Annotated in this window: 13 protein-coding genes; 3 read left to right on the top strand and 10 right to left on the bottom strand. The window is 31.5% G+C overall.

The window, feature by feature from the left end:
* The 6 genes from BX659_RS08850 to BX659_RS08825 form a co-directional block, all read right to left on the bottom strand.
* Complete coding sequence (locus BX659_RS08850; protein WP_097018962.1) at positions 1 to 1371, bottom strand: PHB depolymerase family esterase; 1371 nt, start codon at positions 1369 to 1371, stop codon at positions 1 to 3.
* A 16-nt stretch (positions 1372 to 1387) separates the two neighbouring features.
* The gene (locus BX659_RS08845; protein ID WP_172431964.1) at positions 1388 to 2197 is read right to left on the bottom strand and encodes an alpha/beta hydrolase; all 810 of its coding nucleotides are present in this window, start codon (positions 2195 to 2197) and stop codon (positions 1388 to 1390) included.
* Positions 2198 to 2221: 24 nt separating this feature from the next.
* The gene (locus BX659_RS08840) at positions 2222 to 3067 is read right to left on the bottom strand and encodes an alpha/beta hydrolase (RefSeq protein ID WP_097018960.1); all 846 of its coding nucleotides are present in this window, start codon (positions 3065 to 3067) and stop codon (positions 2222 to 2224) included.
* Positions 3068 to 3359: 292 nt separating this feature from the next.
* Complete coding sequence (locus BX659_RS08835) at positions 3360 to 5126, bottom strand: hypothetical protein (protein WP_097018959.1); 1767 nt, start codon at positions 5124 to 5126, stop codon at positions 3360 to 3362.
* A gap of 303 nt (positions 5127 to 5429) precedes the next feature.
* Complete coding sequence (locus BX659_RS08830; protein ID WP_097018958.1) at positions 5430 to 8483, bottom strand: efflux RND transporter permease subunit; 3054 nt, start codon at positions 8481 to 8483, stop codon at positions 5430 to 5432.
* Complete coding sequence (locus BX659_RS08825; RefSeq protein WP_097018957.1) at positions 8483 to 9790, bottom strand: efflux RND transporter periplasmic adaptor subunit; 1308 nt, start codon at positions 9788 to 9790, stop codon at positions 8483 to 8485. The genes BX659_RS08830 and BX659_RS08825 overlap by 1 nt, the downstream gene beginning before the upstream one ends.
* A gap of 279 nt (positions 9791 to 10069) precedes the next feature.
* On the opposite strand from BX659_RS08825, the gene BX659_RS08820 reads away from it, so the two are divergent.
* Together BX659_RS08820 and BX659_RS08815 are read left to right on the top strand one after the other, a co-directional pair.
* On the top strand, positions 10070 to 11269 hold the full coding sequence (locus BX659_RS08820) for a sensor histidine kinase (RefSeq protein WP_097018956.1): 1200 nt from the start codon (positions 10070 to 10072) through the stop codon (positions 11267 to 11269).
* A gap of 42 nt (positions 11270 to 11311) precedes the next feature.
* Positions 11312 to 11956: a response regulator transcription factor gene (locus BX659_RS08815; RefSeq protein WP_097018955.1), complete on the top strand. Its 645-nt coding sequence runs from the start codon at positions 11312 to 11314 to the stop codon at positions 11954 to 11956.
* Positions 11957 to 12264: 308 nt separating this feature from the next.
* Here BX659_RS08815 and BX659_RS08810 read toward each other — a convergent pair whose 3' ends face one another.
* Both BX659_RS08810 and BX659_RS08805 read right to left on the bottom strand, forming a co-directional pair.
* A complete protein-coding gene (locus BX659_RS08810) occupies positions 12265 to 12471 on the bottom strand; it encodes a hypothetical protein (protein ID WP_097018954.1) in 207 nt (68 codons plus the stop codon).
* A 138-nt stretch (positions 12472 to 12609) separates the two neighbouring features.
* On the bottom strand, positions 12610 to 13947 hold the full coding sequence (locus tag BX659_RS08805) for a DNA/RNA helicase domain-containing protein (RefSeq protein WP_097018953.1): 1338 nt from the start codon (positions 13945 to 13947) through the stop codon (positions 12610 to 12612).
* Positions 13948 to 14273: 326 nt separating this feature from the next.
* On the opposite strand from BX659_RS08805, the gene mnmH reads away from it, so the two are divergent.
* Positions 14274 to 15332, top strand: a complete 1059-nt coding sequence (gene mnmH / locus BX659_RS08800) for a tRNA 2-selenouridine(34) synthase MnmH (RefSeq protein WP_097018952.1) — start codon at positions 14274 to 14276, stop codon at positions 15330 to 15332.
* A 214-nt stretch (positions 15333 to 15546) separates the two neighbouring features.
* Here mnmH and BX659_RS08795 read toward each other — a convergent pair whose 3' ends face one another.
* On the bottom strand, positions 15547 to 16680 hold the full coding sequence (locus BX659_RS08795) for a DUF2264 domain-containing protein (protein WP_097018951.1): 1134 nt from the start codon (positions 16678 to 16680) through the stop codon (positions 15547 to 15549).
* Between the two features lie 245 nt (positions 16681 to 16925).
* On the bottom strand, positions 16926 to 17723 hold the full coding sequence (locus BX659_RS08790; RefSeq protein ID WP_097018950.1) for a sugar phosphate isomerase/epimerase family protein: 798 nt from the start codon (positions 17721 to 17723) through the stop codon (positions 16926 to 16928).
* Position 17724: the final 1 nt, after the last annotated feature.

Raw genomic sequence — 17724 nt, 5'->3', positions numbered from 1 at the left:
CTATTTAATGTAATTTTTAATGATTCTAGCTGTATATCTACCAATTTGAGCAAAATGCCCTGAAATACACATTGTATCATCAGCCATGCTTACATGCTTATTAAGTATTTCTTCACAGAAGATACCAACAGGAACATAAAAGGCACCACATAATAAAACAGATGGTTTTTTCAATGCTCTATATTCCCCATCAACTATGATAAGGGGACTTTTAGAGAACATTTCAACCTTCATCCCATTATTAAAGGTTATTACTACCTGATCTCCTGAATCAATATATTCAACCTCTGCACCAAAGGCTGCGTTAAAGAATTCAGCTGGAGCAAATAAGTCTGGTGTTTGATACATTTCATTTAATGGTTTATCAAAGAACGTGTCAGGATCAGAAGGGTGGAATATCTTTGCACAACCTTCAGAAAGGGAGCCAATAGAAACTACTTTATCCTTTTTATATATCTTATCTCCACCAGCAGATAAGACAACAAGATCATTATCGCCTTCAATATTTTTGATAGGATTTTCAAGTTTAAGAGAACCATCTTCCAATCTACTACATCCTGAGTACAAGTAATCCCAGATTATCTGTGCACTCTCGGCTGGTTCTCTATGTCCCATATCCTTTATCTCCCAATTTATAATTGGAGCATTGCTTCCCTTAAATCTTAGGAAATTCTGTCTGCCAACAATAGAAAGAGCTGGTAAACCTGTAATGCCATTTGCCTCAAGCCATATTTCTCTATTAAGATCATTCATTTCATATCTTACTGAATATACATCTTCTGTATCTGGATTAAGGTTCCAATTAACATCCTTTTCTCCTCTAAACTGAATCAATGGTAATGCCCCAACAGGTCTTTCACCATCTATTGCTTCTTCAGGAGCTGGTCCTGTTAAAAATCCTGCTGCAGCCAGCATTTCTGGATGTTTCATTGAAAAGGCAAGAGTCATCATATCACCATTTGACATACCCTGCATATAGATTCTGTTTTTATCGATGTTGTATCTTGATTGAATTAACTTGATTAAATCATAGAGATATTCTATATCAGTATCTGTACATGTCCACATCTGATATTCTATGGAATTAGGATAAATTACTATAAAGCCTAGCTGTTCAGCTAACTTATGCCAGATTGTATAATCAACCCATCGTTTTCCATCATGTCCACCACCATGAACCTGAACTACTAAGGGGACACTTTTAGTTCCATCATAGGATTTAGGGATATATTCATACCAAATATTATTAACACCTTCAACAATTTCAGCACTTTTTTGGACTAAATTATCACAGGTTGCTAACTTACCCATTGCATCAAAATCAACAAATTCCTTCTCAGGATTATTAAATGATTCAAAGATAGCCTTCATCTACTCGCCCCTCTCATTAATGAAATAATTCTTTGGCAAAATTATATAAGGCATTATCCCAAACTTTAAAATCATGTCCACCAGCTGTTTCATAATAAATATGGTCAACACCATTTGTTTCAAGGACTTTATGATATTTCTCTGGTACTCCTTTAACCAAAGTATCTGATTTGCCTTTAACTATCATAATTAAGATTTCATATTCATCTGATACAACAAAGTTTTCCTCGGTAAATAACCCTTTTTCACTTACATTAAAATTAGTATACCCTAATACTCCCGGGGCAGGAGTAAAGGCACCTATATAGCCAAACTTTTCTGGTAATGTAAAGCCAATATATAAGGACTCTCTACCTCCCATAGAAAGACCTGCAATAGCAGTATTCTTACGACCTTCCTTGATTGAATAGTTGGCTTCAATATATGGCATCAAATCATCTTTTAATATATTAATAAAGTTATCAAAAGCCTTGTAATGTTCTAAAGTATACATCTCTTCTTCTGCTGGAATAGAACTATCCTCTCTAGCTCTGATATTAGGCAATACAACTATCATCTCTTCAGCTTCTTTAGAATCGATTAGGTTAGCAACTATATATTGTGGATTACCGATAAACCATTCTTGTTCATCTCCACCAAGTCCATGAAATAGATATAAGACTGGATACTCCTTGCTTGTATCATAACCTGCTGGTAGAATTACTACCGCCTTTCTAGGAGCCTTTAGTGAACTAGACTCATATTCTATTGAGCTCATCTCACCATAGTTAACATCATCATATTTAGCATCAAATCCCTCTGGCACCTTACAATTAAATTCTGCCATTCTATCACCCTCCATTAACTAAGATTAGTCATGAAAGATATTCTTAACAAAATTATCTAATGCAGGTCTCCAAACTGTAAAATCATGTCCACCTGCTCTTTCATAATATACATGTTCAACACAATTGTCTTCCAAAGCTTGATGGTATCTAAAAGGTTCATCCTTGACTAAAGTATCTGACTTACCTGTTACAATCATTACATAAGTATTATTACTATATTTCTCTGGAAGCTTAAAGGTCTCTTCTGTAAATAACCCTTCTTCTGTAATACCAAAATTAGTATATGGCAAGATACCATAAGCAGGACTAAAGGCTCCAATATATCCAAACTTTTCTGGTAATGTAAAGCCAATATATAAGGATTCTCTACCTCCCATAGAAAGACCTGCAATAGCTGTATTCTTACGACCTTTCTTGATTGAATAGTTGGCTTCAATATATGGCATTAAGTCATTGCTTAAATCATTTATAAAATTATCAAATGCCTTGTAATGTTCTAAAGTAAATACATCAGGTGGATTTGGAGAATCATCCTTTCGTGCTCTTACATTGGGCATTACCACAATCATCTCTTCAGCTTGACCAGTTTCAATTAGATTTCCTATAATATATAGTGGGTCGGCAGCAAGCCATTCATTACAATCACCCCCAAGTCCATGAAGCAGATATAATACAGGATATTCCTTGCTTTCATCATATCCCGCGGGCAAAATAACATTAGCTTTTCTGGTCTGCCCTGTGGTTTCTGAATAATATTCCACAGTAGTCATCAGTTCATCATATTCAGCATTCTTACACCCTCCAAGTAAACCTATTACCATTAAAGCTAGTAGATACACTAAAACACCTTGTCTTAAATTAATTTTCATTAAAAAACCTCCCAATTATGTTTATGATTATTATTCTTTCTTTTCTCCTTTCTTCTTCATAATTTTCTGACTATTATTATCTTAATATTTATAATATATCACCTAAGTACAAACATGTCAATATTGACATGTTTGTACTTTTGATTTTTATAGTTGATGATATAATAGGTAAGAATGCTTGAATATATTAGGAGGCTAAATAAATGAGAACTTTAAAATATGCAATTTTAGGGTTAATTAATCGTCCCCAAGCACAGATTATGATCTTACTAAGGCATTTACTTTATTTATGCTAAAAATCTCCTTGAATTCCGAAATAACCTTTAAAATCTTCACCATTGCTTGTGATACCTAACCTAGGAACTACAGGAATATACTTAGCAAACTTAAACTCAAATAACAATTCATATCCTCCAGAAAAATCATAATTTCCCTCATTCAAATCCTTAGAATAATCCATAAAAATACTACCATAGATATCTTTAAGAAAATAATTAGGACTCCATAAATTATTTCTAACTTCCTTTAACTTATGTATGTAATCTAAATTTAGTTGATATCCATTATCCGCTTCTGCTGAGCTAAAGGTACGGCTTCCTTCTTCATTTTCAAAATTATAATATCTCTTAGATTGAAGAACTATACTGCTATTATCAAAAATATATCGATAAAGAAGTTTTGTATTAGTACTACTCTCTTCTTTTAAATTAACCTCCTCAGACACTACTATATCCTGCCTTGGATAAGAAAAAGAAGCAGCTAAATTCGGATTAAATTTTTCATTAAAATCTGTACTATAGCCTAATTTTACTACTGAAAGCCCACTTAATTTTGATAAATAAAGTGGAGAATTCAATGATACCTCTGTAGTTATCTTATCATCATCTTCATCCTCAAAACTACTAATTCCCAGATATAAAGAATTAGATAATTTGCTTTCAAAATTAACAGAGAAGTCACCCAAATATTTAATCACATAGTAATTTCCAGTAAAAATATTCCCACCTATAAAAATCGGAAACTTAATCAAAGGTTTAAATAATCCTAATTGATCTTTTCTGTTTTTAACCTTATAATCATCTGCTGTATTCTCTGAAGTAAGCCTCTTTTTTTCTATTGCTATAGTGATAGGCATCATATCTAACTTTTCTTTATAAAGAGTTTGTCCTTGCCGATTCAAACTAACAAAATAATATTTATCCTGATATGGTATCCCTTCAATACTAGGATGATTTTTAGACAATTGAGATAATTCTTTAGTTATTAAATTATAACTATAACCTGAATAATTCCCATCATAATCAGCCGAAAAATAAATACTATTGTCTACTATCTTTATAAACTTTTCTGTATAAGATGTATCAATAATAGGCTTTAAAGCAACTTTATCCTTAGCTAAATTTAAATAATTGATATTCCAAGAACCTGTTTCATTCTTGCTTACTACAATAAACTTATCTTGATAAATTGTAATTTCCTTAATAAACTCATCACTTATATTTAATTTTTCTTTACCTTTGCTGCTATATCTCCAAAGTTGAGAACCAAATTCCTCCTTGTTATTCTTAGTATAAATAACTTCTCCTGTATCTAAAACTACGAAATCTTTAAAATTATCTCTAAAAATCTCAATATTTTTTGCCGTAATTAAGTCATAACTATATAACACATTTAAAGTGTCTCTACTCAAATTTTTTGATTCTCTGTCAAGTTCAACAAGAGAATAATAAATCTTATTTCCAACTACTTGCATCGAAGTAGCACTAGTAGATTTCATTCTCTTAAGAATCTTCTTTTGACTACTTATAGGATTATACTCTATCAAAGACAGTTCTGCTCTTGAATTAAAAGGGGTTGGATAATAATTGACACCTTTTAAGTAATATATCTTATCATTAGCAGCAACTAAATTATAAATTCTTCCACCTTCATTCTTTGCAATCACTTGAGCAACTGTCCTTTGATCCTTGCCATCAGATTCAGCTGCTAATACATTATTTGAAAATCCTATGATAACAAAACAGAGTAAGATAAATATAAACTTTGTCTTTTCCTTCACTTAGCATTCACTCCTTTTATTTCTTTATAAATAATAATTTTCTTCCTGAGGAAATCAAAAAGCTTAGTTAATATATATAGAAACCGATAAAGATTTCATATTATAAACAACTTGAAGTCAAAAGAATATTAGACGCAGATTAACACAGAAAAAACGAATTAAAATAAAAGATTATTAAGGTTAAAATATAAAATTTGCTTATTATAATAACTCTTAATAAAAAAACAATTTTATTTAACTTGTTTTTTTATTAAGATCAACCTATTCTCAAATTCTTCAATAAAGTTTAATAGTTAGTCTCCATTAACCAATGCTTTCCTCTATATGATGAAATTTATTTTTAATTTCATCAACTATATCGTATAAAACAGGAATTACTACTAGGGTTAGAATTGTTGAAAATAACAATCCTGCCATTACTACTATTGCCATCGGTTGCTGCTGTTCAGCTCCCTGCCCAATGCCTAATGACATCGGAACCATAGCTAATACAGTTGTTAAAGTAGTCATCATAATCGGTCTAATTCTTGTTTCTCCTGCCTCTATAATAGCTTCCTTCTTACTTTTTGTTCTTCGACGGCTATTTATATAGTCTATGATTACGATAGCATTATTAACAACTATTCCCACAAGCATAATTACACCAATAAAACCTGGTACACTAAGAGGAATACCTGTTATTGACAACCCTAAAACTGCTCCAACTAATGAAAGTGGTACACTAAACATTACTATGAAAGGATGAATAAGTGATTCAAATTGAGCTGCCATAACCATATAAACCAATATTATTGACAAAATCATTGTTATTGCTAACTGGTTAAAAGAACTATTCATATTGTCAACATTACCGCCATAAGTAACAGTATATCCTGCTGGTATAGATAAATTATTTATTTTTTCTTCAATATCCTGCTGTACCTCATTTAAAGCTCTATCATAAATGCCCAGAGAAATAGAAGAGACCCTTTCTTGGTCTTCTCTTTCAATTTTATTATAACCAGTGCCTTCTTCGATATTTGCTACCTGTTCTAATGGAACAGTAATCCCCGTAGCAGAGCTAATCATTAGCTGTTTTAATTCATCAATATTTTCAATCTGATCTTTTGAAATTTTTAAATTAATATCGTATTCTTTTCCATCTTCACTATAGGTACTAACAGTATTTCCTTCTACTGCATCATCTACTGCAGAAGTAATTCCAGCAGTAGTAAAACCTAGTTCATTGGCAATTTCTATTTTAGGATAAATTTTAAATTCAGACTTGTTGTCATCCAAACTTTTGGCAATATTTCTAGTACCATCTATGGATTTAACCTGCTCCACAATAATATCAGAAAGCTTTGATAAAACCTCTAGATTAGGACCCTGAATATTGATTTTAATATCATTACCACCTTTACCTGTACTACCCATCATAGAATTATGAGCAGCAACATAAATATCAGCAGCAATCCCTTTCATTCTAGTTCTTACTTCTTCAGCCACCTGATCAACACTTCGTTCACGTTTATTCAAATCAATTAGCTTCAGAGATAATTCAGCACTATTATTCTCAGCTGAACTATTTATTGTCTCAATCTCAGGAATATCTTTCAATCTATTCTCAGCATCCTTTAATACAACAGCTGTCCTTTCTACCATAGTATTTTGAGCTAAATCAATATAAACACTAATCTTTCCTAAATCAGAAGATGGAATATATTCCATCTTAAGTGGAATTAATCCCATACCTAAGCCCGTTCCAAATAATATTAAACCTATTAACAAAATAGCAACCACTGTCTTATTATGTTCTAGCGACCAACTAAGAATTTTAATATATATCTTCTTTATTGTACCAAATTTTCCTGTATCATTACTCTCCAATTCTGCTTCTTCCATTTTCCCGTTACTATTCAACAGCTTGGAAGAAAGCATAGGAACAAAGGTTAAAGCAACAAACAATGAAGCCAATAAAGAAAAGGTTACAGTCAAAGAAAAAGGGGTAAAAAGCTGTGCCAACATATCTTTTACAAAAATTATCGGTAAAAATACTGCAGCAGTTGTCATTGTTGAAGCAATAATAGCTGTTGCAACCTCAGCTGATCCTTCCTTGGCTGCTTTTATCCTATCATCTCCTGCTATATAATGGCGATAAATATTTTCTAGAACTACAATTGAATTATCAAGTAACATACCAACCCCTAGAGTCAATCCCCCTAAAGATAATATATTGAGAGTTAGATTACCAAAATACATTAAAACAAAGGTTGCAATAACCGAAGTAGGAATGGCAGTTGCAATAATTATAGTAGTTCTAACATTTCTCAAAAATAAAAACAAGATTATAATTGCTAATAATCCACCAACCATAAAACTCTTTGCCACATTTGAGATTGAATTTTCAATATCATCAGCAGAATTACTAATAATAGAGATATCTATGTTTGGATTCTCTTTTTTAAGAGTATCTAACACGCTAAGAGCTTCTTTAGCAACTTGAACCGTATTACTATCACCTTCTTTTTGCACCAAGAGAGTCAAACTATTCTTTCCATTTAAATAACTAAAACTATCTCGATCAGCAAAAGTATCTTCCACAGTAGCCACTTCTGATAATGGAATCTTCTTTCCTGACTGTGTTATTATAGATATATTTCTAATTTCATCAATACTATTAAAATCTCCTACCGCTCTTAAAGAAATCTTTTTATATCCTTTTTTGATATTACCTACTGTTGCATTACTAGTTGCTGCTTTGATACTAGAAGCTATATTATTGAGATTTAACCCATAACCTAACATCTGATCCTGATTTACATTTACATGTAGTTCTCTTTCCAATCCACCAGATATTTCTACAGACGCTACACCAACTATTTTTTCTAACGCAGGCTTAAATTCATCTTCAGCAATATTCTTTAAATTAACTAAATCTTCCCCTGAAATAGCTAATATCAATATAGCCTCTGAATTTGGATCATAAGTTATAATCTGTGGGGCATCTGCTTCATTAGGTAAGATACTAGACATTCGCGAAATAATATCACGTAGATCATTTTTGGTTTCTGTAAGATCTGTGCCATACTCCATCTCCAACTTAACCATTGAATATCCCTCATAACTAGTAGAACTTATAGTATCAAGACCATTTAAGGTAGCAACATTTTCTTCAATAATCTTGGTAACAGAATCTTCTATTTCCTCAGGACTAGCACCTCTATAAGTTGTTCTAATCATCAAGAATGATGAATCAGTTTTTGGCATCTGCCGCATTGGCAATCTGTTAAAAGAAATAATACCAAGCAATATAATTGTAAGTATAATCATTGTTATTGCAACTGGTCTATCAACAGAAATATTAGATATTTTCATTATTTATCCCCCTGACCAATTAGATTAATATTAGCTCCATTTTTTAGATATTCAGCGCTTGTCACAACAACCTGTTCTCCTTCATTTAAACCTGCTAAAATCGCCACTTTACCTTCAGAAGATATTCCAGTTTCTACTTTAACCTTGTGGGCTTTATTATTTTTTACTATATAGACAAATTTGTCTCCATTCTCTTCAACAAGAGCACTCTGAGCAATTATTAGCTGCTCACTACTTTGACTAGTATTTAATTTAACCTCTGCATACATTCCAGCTTTTATAATATAATCAGGATTATCTACTACAATCTCTACTGGAAAACTTTTTTTATCTTCATCAGCAACTGGCGAAACGCCTTCTATTGCTCCAAGAAAACTTTGCTTTAATGCAGGAAAATATATCTGAACTTGATCACCAATTCTTATTTTATTTACATTACTATGACTAACATAAGACTTAATACGAGTCTTTTTAAGCTGAGATATTGTTAATATTGGAGAATTAGTTGCTTGTTCGCCTAAATCAATATTTAGACTAGAAATTATACCGGATATAGGTGCCTTAACTTCAGTCCTAGATAAATTCAATTTAGCCTTTTCCAAACTTGCCTCTGCATTTGCTACTTGAGCCTTTAAACTTTTAACCTCTTCTGTAGTAGGTCCGGCTTCAGCACTTATTAATGATTGTTTGGCTGATTGATAACTACTCCGAGCAGAAATGAGTTGTTGTTCATACTTTTCAAAAGATTGTTTAGAAATGTACTCCTCATTATATAGTTTCTTATAACGATTATAATCTGATTGAGCTATTTTCATATCTGATTTTGTTTTTTCTAAATTAGCCTTTAGTTTAGTAATTTCTTCTTTACTACTTCCATTTAAAACATCCTGAAGATTTGCTTCTGCTCCTACCAATGAAGCCTCTGCTTGTTTAACTGCTATTTTCTCATCTTCACAATTTAATTCAAGTAAAATATTCCCTTTGCTGACTTGACCCCCTAGTGCTACATATAATTCTTCAACTCTTCCTTGCAAATCAGGTACCAGTTCTACTTCTCGATAGGGCCTAGCTTCACCAACAACCTGCACATAAGTAGTTAATTTATCTTTTTTAACTTTCTGCACCTCTACATTGATAGAAGATTCGATTGACGTGGTTGTATCGGTCATTGCTTCATTAGTCTCTGCTAGTAACTGACTAGCTACCGTTTTCTTATCTGTTTTACTACAGCCTACAAACAAAAAAGTCAAAATAATCAACATTAATATTACCTTATATGATTTGCTCTTTACATTATTTAATTTCAATTGTTATTCCCCTTTCTATCATTAATAAGTTCTAATAATTGAGCTCCACCTATCTTCTTTACCAATCCTTTTTTAGTTGGATTAATTTTTTGAAAAATGATATAATCAACACAAGCAAACATTAAACAATTTGATCGACTCTAAATTAAGTATAAAGCATCATTCTAGTTTTTTATAGTTACTTTAGACATCAATCTATATATTACTAAAGTCATATATTAAAATATTTTACTAGACGTTATAATTTAAATAAATGAATTGAAAGGAGTAGTCTAAAAAATGATTGAGATAAGTAACTATTTAATTGATAACAAATATTTAAACTTGATCTTACTTTTTTTTATATTACTTATAACATATATTCAATCATTTACTACCTTGTCTATTACACAAGCAGTAATTTTTTCTACCTTATTTATTTTACTAATCATAAATGATTGTTATAGATGTACTATTAAAAGAAATACAAAGTCATACTCCCCTTCATTAGCTTTGTCCTTAATTTTAGCATCATTATTGAAATACTTATCTGATAGTCTTGCAATATATTATTTCTACTTCTTTTATATAATTGATATTTTATATCTGAAGAATATAATTAAAAAATTTTTTCTGGTATTTCATTTTCTTTTATATTTAACAATTTTAAATCTTAACCTAGTCAATTTTCCTATAAATCTAATTACACTTGAAACAAATTTATTTAAAAAATTACTAGTTTATTTTAGTATTGTTTATATATCTTATATAACTCACTCCTTACACACAGAAAAAGAAGAGACAAAAAAATTAAATAAAAAATTAAATAGAGCAAATATAAAATTACATCAATATTCACAGAAAGTAAAAGAACTTTCTACTACTAAAGAAAGAGAAAGAGTAGCTCAAGAATTACACGATTCATTAGGACATTCTTTGATGGCCTTAACTATGCATCTTAACTTTTTAGAAAAAACCTTTACTAGCAATCCAGCTAAAACTAAACAGGTTATTGTAAAAGCTAAGGAGCTTGCAAAAATTAGTACATCTACATTAAGAGAAGCTGTAACTACCTTAAAGGATGAACGAAATATTGAAAGTCTAAGAAATTCCATTAATGAACTTATAGATAATTTTTTAGCTCTAAGTAATATAACAATAGATTTGATAATGGAGAAAGAATTAGAAACCTTAAATCCAGATCTTAAGCTCTGTATCTACAAAACAATTAGAGAGAGTATTACCAATGGTATAAAACATGGCAATACAACAGTCTTTAAAGTCAAGCTATATATAGAGAAAAATACTGTCATATTAAAAATTAACGATAATGGCATAGGTTGTGATAAGATAAATATGTCAAATGGATTAAAAGGTATACAGGACAGAATATTTGCTTTAGGGGGATCAGTTTTCTTTAGTAGTCAAAGAAATAAAGGTTTTTTTACGGAAGCAAAGCTTCCTATAGATGCGGAAAATGAAATTATAAAGATTAAATAGTATGATTAAAGTATTCTTGAAATACAAAGGAGGCAGAAATAAATGATTAATACTATAGTTGTCGATGATCAAAAAATAGTAAGAGATGGTTTGAAAATGATACTAAGCCTCGATGATCAAATAAACATTTTAGGGGAAGCGGGGAATGGAAAAGAATTAATGGAGATAGTTCCAGAAATGATGCCAGATGTAATCTTGATGGACATCAGAATGCCTATAATGGATGGAGTTGAAACAACAAAAGCAATTAAGGAAAAGTACCCTGACATCAAAATAATTATCTTAACAACTTTTAATGAAGATGAATTTATATTTAAAGGACTTAAAAATGGGGCTAATGGCTATATTTTAAAAGATTCCGATTCTGATATTCTAATTAACGCTATTAAAACAGCTTATAAAGGCAATATTTTACTCAACCCTGAAGTTACTAAAAAAATAGTGAATGTATTAAATAATAATCTTAATCAAAATAAAGATTTAGAAAATGATGAGAAGTTGAAATTACTAACAACTAGAGAACTAGATGTTGCCAAATTAGTTGCTGATGGTAAGAGTAATAAATCTATCTGTGAGGAGTTATTTTTAACAGAAGGTACTGTCAAAAACTATGTTACTAAAATATTGGATAAATTAGAGCTAGATAATAGAACTGAATTAGCAATTTACATAAATCAAATAAAATAATAATCAATATTTTAAATTTAATAAGATGTAAATCACGATAAAAGAAAAATACATTTTAGTAGTGTATCTGTAATTAGATTTATTTTATTCTATTGTCTTACCCTATTTGTTAGTTGTATAATATAATAATTCTAGAAGAAATAAAAATAATTGAATTTAGGAGAACATGATGTTGAATTAAGCTTTAATTCCGATAAAAATTGCAAAGATATAGCTATACTAGCAAAGTAAAAGTGACTATGATCGCCTTAGAGTTTATAAAAAGCTTAGAACTGAAAAGGATGCTCTGATTATACTCCCATAAACCTTTAAAGGTAGTACACTAGCACCACCTTCATAATTCGATAAACACAAGAATAAACATAAGTCGATACCTTAAATCCTTCATTAGTCACCCTTTCAGTATTCCAATCCTTAAACTGCGCTTTACTACTTCTATAGCTAAGCATTAACCTTGGACGATTAGCATTAGCCTCAATCTGTAATCCCTTTGCTACCTTCTTAAAGATATTCATTGTATCTCATCTTCTATCTTTCTGCTTGAAAAATACAATATCTACTAATTTTTTTGAGAAATAAAGAGCTATTGATCCTCATTAATCATAATCGACTTAACAATTTCAAGCATAACATCTTATCTTATTCTTTCTTAATTATAATTCTTTTACTCCTGACTCTACTAAAGCCTGATAAGTCTTATCCAACCTATCCATTTCAGGAATATAAATCAACATTCCTTTACGGGCTCTCGATAATAATACCCGATAGATATTCTCTATTATCTGAGTAAAGTCCTGATACTTACTAGAGTTATACCTTCTAATATTCTTCTCAATCTCCCACACTTCACCATTATAATAATAATCACCTCCAAAACAGACTATCGGATAATCCAACTCTAAGCCCTGACAAGCAAACTCTGAAGCACCTTGCTCAAATTTCTTATTCTTCCCTCTAAACCACTGACCAATCTCATCAAGTTCCATAAAACTACCAAAATATCGCCCACCATTTATCTTATACTTTACTTCTTTATCTCTAGCCTTAGACGATATCAGCAATCCATAACTGATATCTTTATTTTTCTCTTCCTTCTTTTTAATAAACTCCTTAGCTCTTTCAAAGTCCCTAGTTACCCTAAGAAGAAATCCCTTCTGATACATCTCCTTTAAAGCTTCTCTTGCACTATCGAAATTACTATCTAATAAACTCTCTATCCACAGACTTGTATCTATGAAAAGACTTCTAATAGAGTAATCTAAATTTAGCCTCTTATCTATCGTTACGCTAACTGCATTAGCAAATACCTTCTCATATTTAGGAGGACAATAGATATTCCAATCATTAATCCCTCTCTTGCTTATCGACTTCTTCCATATATTAATACCCTCTTCTTCTCCAGTATGTATAGCTTGTCCCTCTCCTATAAAACAGATTATCGTTACATTTTCTTGACTCCGATATATCTTCTGCCCTATCTTCAAAATCACATCTGCTTCTGATTCATTGTCTTTCATTTTCTGCTCATCCCAAGCTCTCTGGGCATCATCAAAGACTATTACATTCTCTAAAGGAACCTTAGGATTATTCATGTGCTCATACTTATAGCTCCCCATACTTCGCAGATATAACTTAGCATTCTTGCCTAACTCACCTATTCTATCACCTAAAATCCCCTGCAAGATATTAATCAAAGGGGCATTTCTTGATAAATAAATCGCCGATAACGGCTTTTGATAAAGATCAAGTTTATAGCTATTATAATCATATAAGACCTGCAAAGCAGCTAAAGTCTTTCCAGCACCAGGAACTCCTGAAACAAAGACTAGCTTCTTCTGCTTATCTCTGACTTCATTTAGATGAATAATCTTCTTTAAATACTTTATAGTATCATTAATAGCACCTTCGTCAATATTCTTAATCTCAGGCAATCTTCCCTTATCAAACAGATTCAAAGTAGCCTCTATAAGACCATACGATATAAAATCCATGACTCATCCCCCTAAATTCTATCCTTATATATCTTATTTAAATTTCATCTTTATAATAATATCATTAACTATATCAATTGAATAAACTCAGCAAATCTCCTTTATAATCACAAGGTAAATATCCCTAAACATATTATAACAAACTTTATAAAGTTTCTTTGTATTTATTTATCCATTATTAGCCAAACTATAGAATATTATACTTATCAAAATCCTCCTTCGAGGACATTATCATAAATTATAGCTTTTAAGCTAATATCAAGCAGGAGTTAAATAATCCTTGCAGAAAGAATAATAAAACAGACTATACATAGGAGAGTTTTAAAATGAAAATAATAAGTTATCAAAAGTTATTAAATAAAGAATCAGTAATCTATGTTGATGTTAGAACACCAGATGAATTTGCAGAATCAACGATTCCTGGAGCAATTAACCTTCCTATCTTCAGTAATGAAGAAAGAGCTGAAGTTGGAACTATCTATACTCAACAGAGTCCTGCTGCAGCTAAATTACTGGCAGTGGATTTAGTCTCACCTAAGATCCCTCAAATGATTAGAAAGATTAAAGAATTAACTGAAAACCATCAACATGTAGTAATCTTTTGTGCTAGAGGTGGGATGAGAAGTGAAAGTATTGCTACTTTTAGTGAATTAGCAGGTTTTAAGGTTTATAAACTTAAAGGGGGTTATAAAGCCTATCGTAACTTCATTATAGAAAAGTTAAGGAACTACCAATTAGATAGTAAGCTCATGGTAATTCATGGTTTTACTGGTGTTGGCAAGACAGATTTATTATATAAATTAGAGGATGCAGATATATCTGTAATAGACTTAGAAGGGTTGGCCAATCATCGTGGCTCTGCCTTTGGTAGTATTGGTCTTGAGCAACCTAGAAATCAGAAGATGTTTGACTCCTTATTATGGGAGAAGCTAGAAGAAATAAAAGATAGTAAAGTCGTTGCTATTGAAGCTGAAAGTAAACGAATAGGAATATCAACTCTACCTGATTTTCTATTAGAAGCAATGAAGAAGGGACTCCATACTTTAATTAAAAGTTCCCTTGAGAGCAGAATCAATAGAATTATCGATGAGTATAAAGGAAGTTATACTCAAGATGAAAATAAATTTCTGCAAGCCTCCTTAGAAGCTATCACCTGTATCAGAAAGCACCTTGTTAAAAAAATAGGTAAAAATGATTATAATAAGTTAGTTAATCACTGTAAACAAGGAGAGCTAGAAAAGGTGGTTGAGATTCTATTAACTGAATATTATGACCCACTTTATCTACATTCCCAGAATAAATTTGATTATTTCGATTTAGAGATTGAAGATGATGATTTAGAGAAGATTAAAGAGAGGATAATTGAATTTATATCTATCTACTGATGAGGCAATTTAGATATTAGATGCTTAGCTGGGAATAACATTTATGCCAATAATGGGAAATGGATTTGCTAGACTTGTAAGTTTAGCAAATCCATTTAAAGATATAGATAATCTAATATTAGATTTAAAATAAAGAGCATATTTTCAACATAAAAATATATAATTATTTGATTATCCAAATATTAAAAGTTACTGCTCAGACCCATTACTTATTCTAATATAAAGCATGGTCATTTTTCATATTTGCACCTGACCAAACCTTTTTAGCAGTCCAATCTCTATCCTCACCTTTCCAGAATTCATCTTCTGAACTTAGCCCTAAAGGTAGAAATACTGTAGAACATAGATAAAGAGAACCTATAGCAATATAAGGCTCTGCTATATCAGGCTGATGACCACAGAAACCAAGTCTTAGCCAGCCGTTCTCATCATAAGTACCCGGGGCTTCTAACATCCCTTTTATTACTGCAGTCAAAGCACACCTTACCTGTGCAGGTAAAACCTCTTCTGGCAAATTATCCTGAAGTGCCATCTGAGCCAATAACTGAAATACCCCAGTTCTATAAACAAGTGAACGACCTATAGGAGGAAATGTCCCCTCTGGAGAGATCAACCGTTCCTGAATAGCAGCATAGCGTTGGGCTCTTTTATTTACTGATTGTTCTAAATTACCCCAATCTTCATATTGATTTCCAAGCACCCTGATAATATCCACTAGCATCGGTTGAATTACAAAACTATTATAATAGTCCCAGTGAAAATCGACACCATCACCATAAATACCATCACCAAGGTACCATTGCTCATGCTGTTTAAGAGCAAAGTCAACTCTCATTGAATCATACTCTTCCCCCATAGCAAAAAGTGCAGCTTCTATCATAGCACTAAATAATAACCAGTTACAAAAATAAGGTCTAATCTCTCTAGTATCATAAAAAGCTTGTATCAAATTATTTTTAACCCGCTTATCTAGTTTACCTAATAATTCATTAGGAGCTCTGACAATAGCATGAGCCAAAAAGGCTGCATCTACTACAGGTTGATCTCCTTTCTCTTTTTTGAAATTCATATAATCAGGAGAATCAGGATCAGTTGCTGCATCAATAGCCGCACGTGCCATACTAGCATATTTATTTCTAAGCTCCTCTTCTTTGCCCTTTTGACTAGATTCTAACCAAGGAGCCATACCCGCTAATAACCTTCCCAAAGCCTCTAGATGGGTAAATGCTTCTCTGTTTCTGCCTTCTATACTAGGCATCTTTTCCTTCAAAGTTCTTTGTTCCAAATTACTTAATACAGGATCTGCTATCTTAATTAAGGTTTTAACCCAATAATCTCTTGTTTTCATAATCTTTATTCCTCCTTTTAGATTTTAGTCTAATTATTTCAATATCTGATTATAGGTATATTGCGACAGTTTAGTAATCAGTGACGGGTAACGCGTAAGAAGCTCTTCTTGTCACTTGTTACTCATCCTTCAGGTTCTTTGAACCTTTCGTAATGGAAAAATCCAATTGCGGATTTTTCCTATCCACTCGTTACTGTCTTAATATCTCAATATTTCTACCAACACAATATGTAATTATTAAAAAATCAAAGCAACTCTTTTAATTTCAAAGCATACTGGTAAAGTGCAATATCAGATTCTTCAATCTCTGGTAACCAAGGTTTTTCCCATTCTAAAGATAAATAGCCATCATAACTAATATCATTTAATAACTCTATTATTTTATCAATTTGTAATTCTCCTGCCCCTAACAATACCAAATGTCCAGCTTCTTGGTTTGTTACTGATACATAGTCTGGTACAGAAATCCAGTCCTTGATGTGAACATGATAGATATAATCTTTAAGGTATCCTATAGTCTCCTCTAGACTTTCTCCTGCACTAACTGTATGCTTTACATCCCAAATCACTCCAAAATAATCACTATCCACTTTGTCAAAAACCTTCACTATTTCCTCTCCACGACTTAAGATATCATGGGTCTCAAGAAGTATTTTCACTTCAAATTCTTCTGCTACTTCTGCAACTTGATTAAAGGCTTCTTGAATTAAAGAAACCTGACCACCAAAGGTACGAATATAAGGAACATTTAAATCACTAGCTAATTTAATTAATTCTTTAAGTTTAGCTATCTGTTTCTCTAATTGATCTTTAGTATCGAATCTTGTATAGCCTGCTAAACAACAGATATCAATATTATTCTCTTCAAACTTCTTTCTAACTTCTTCTCTTTTCTCTTGGCTAGCAGTAATATCAATATGGTTATCTACCCCATAACTTCTTAATTCTACTCCGCTATATCCAGCATTTTTAGCAATTTTAACAATTTCATTTATATTATACTCTGGACAAGCCAAAGTACTAAAAGCTAATTTGATACTCATC

It is taken from the genome of Orenia metallireducens (assembly GCF_003001995.1).
Lineage (GTDB): Bacteria > Bacillota > Halanaerobiia > Halobacteroidales > Halobacteroidaceae > Orenia > Orenia metallireducens_B.
This window is presented reverse-complemented; position numbering and strand designations above follow the sequence as displayed.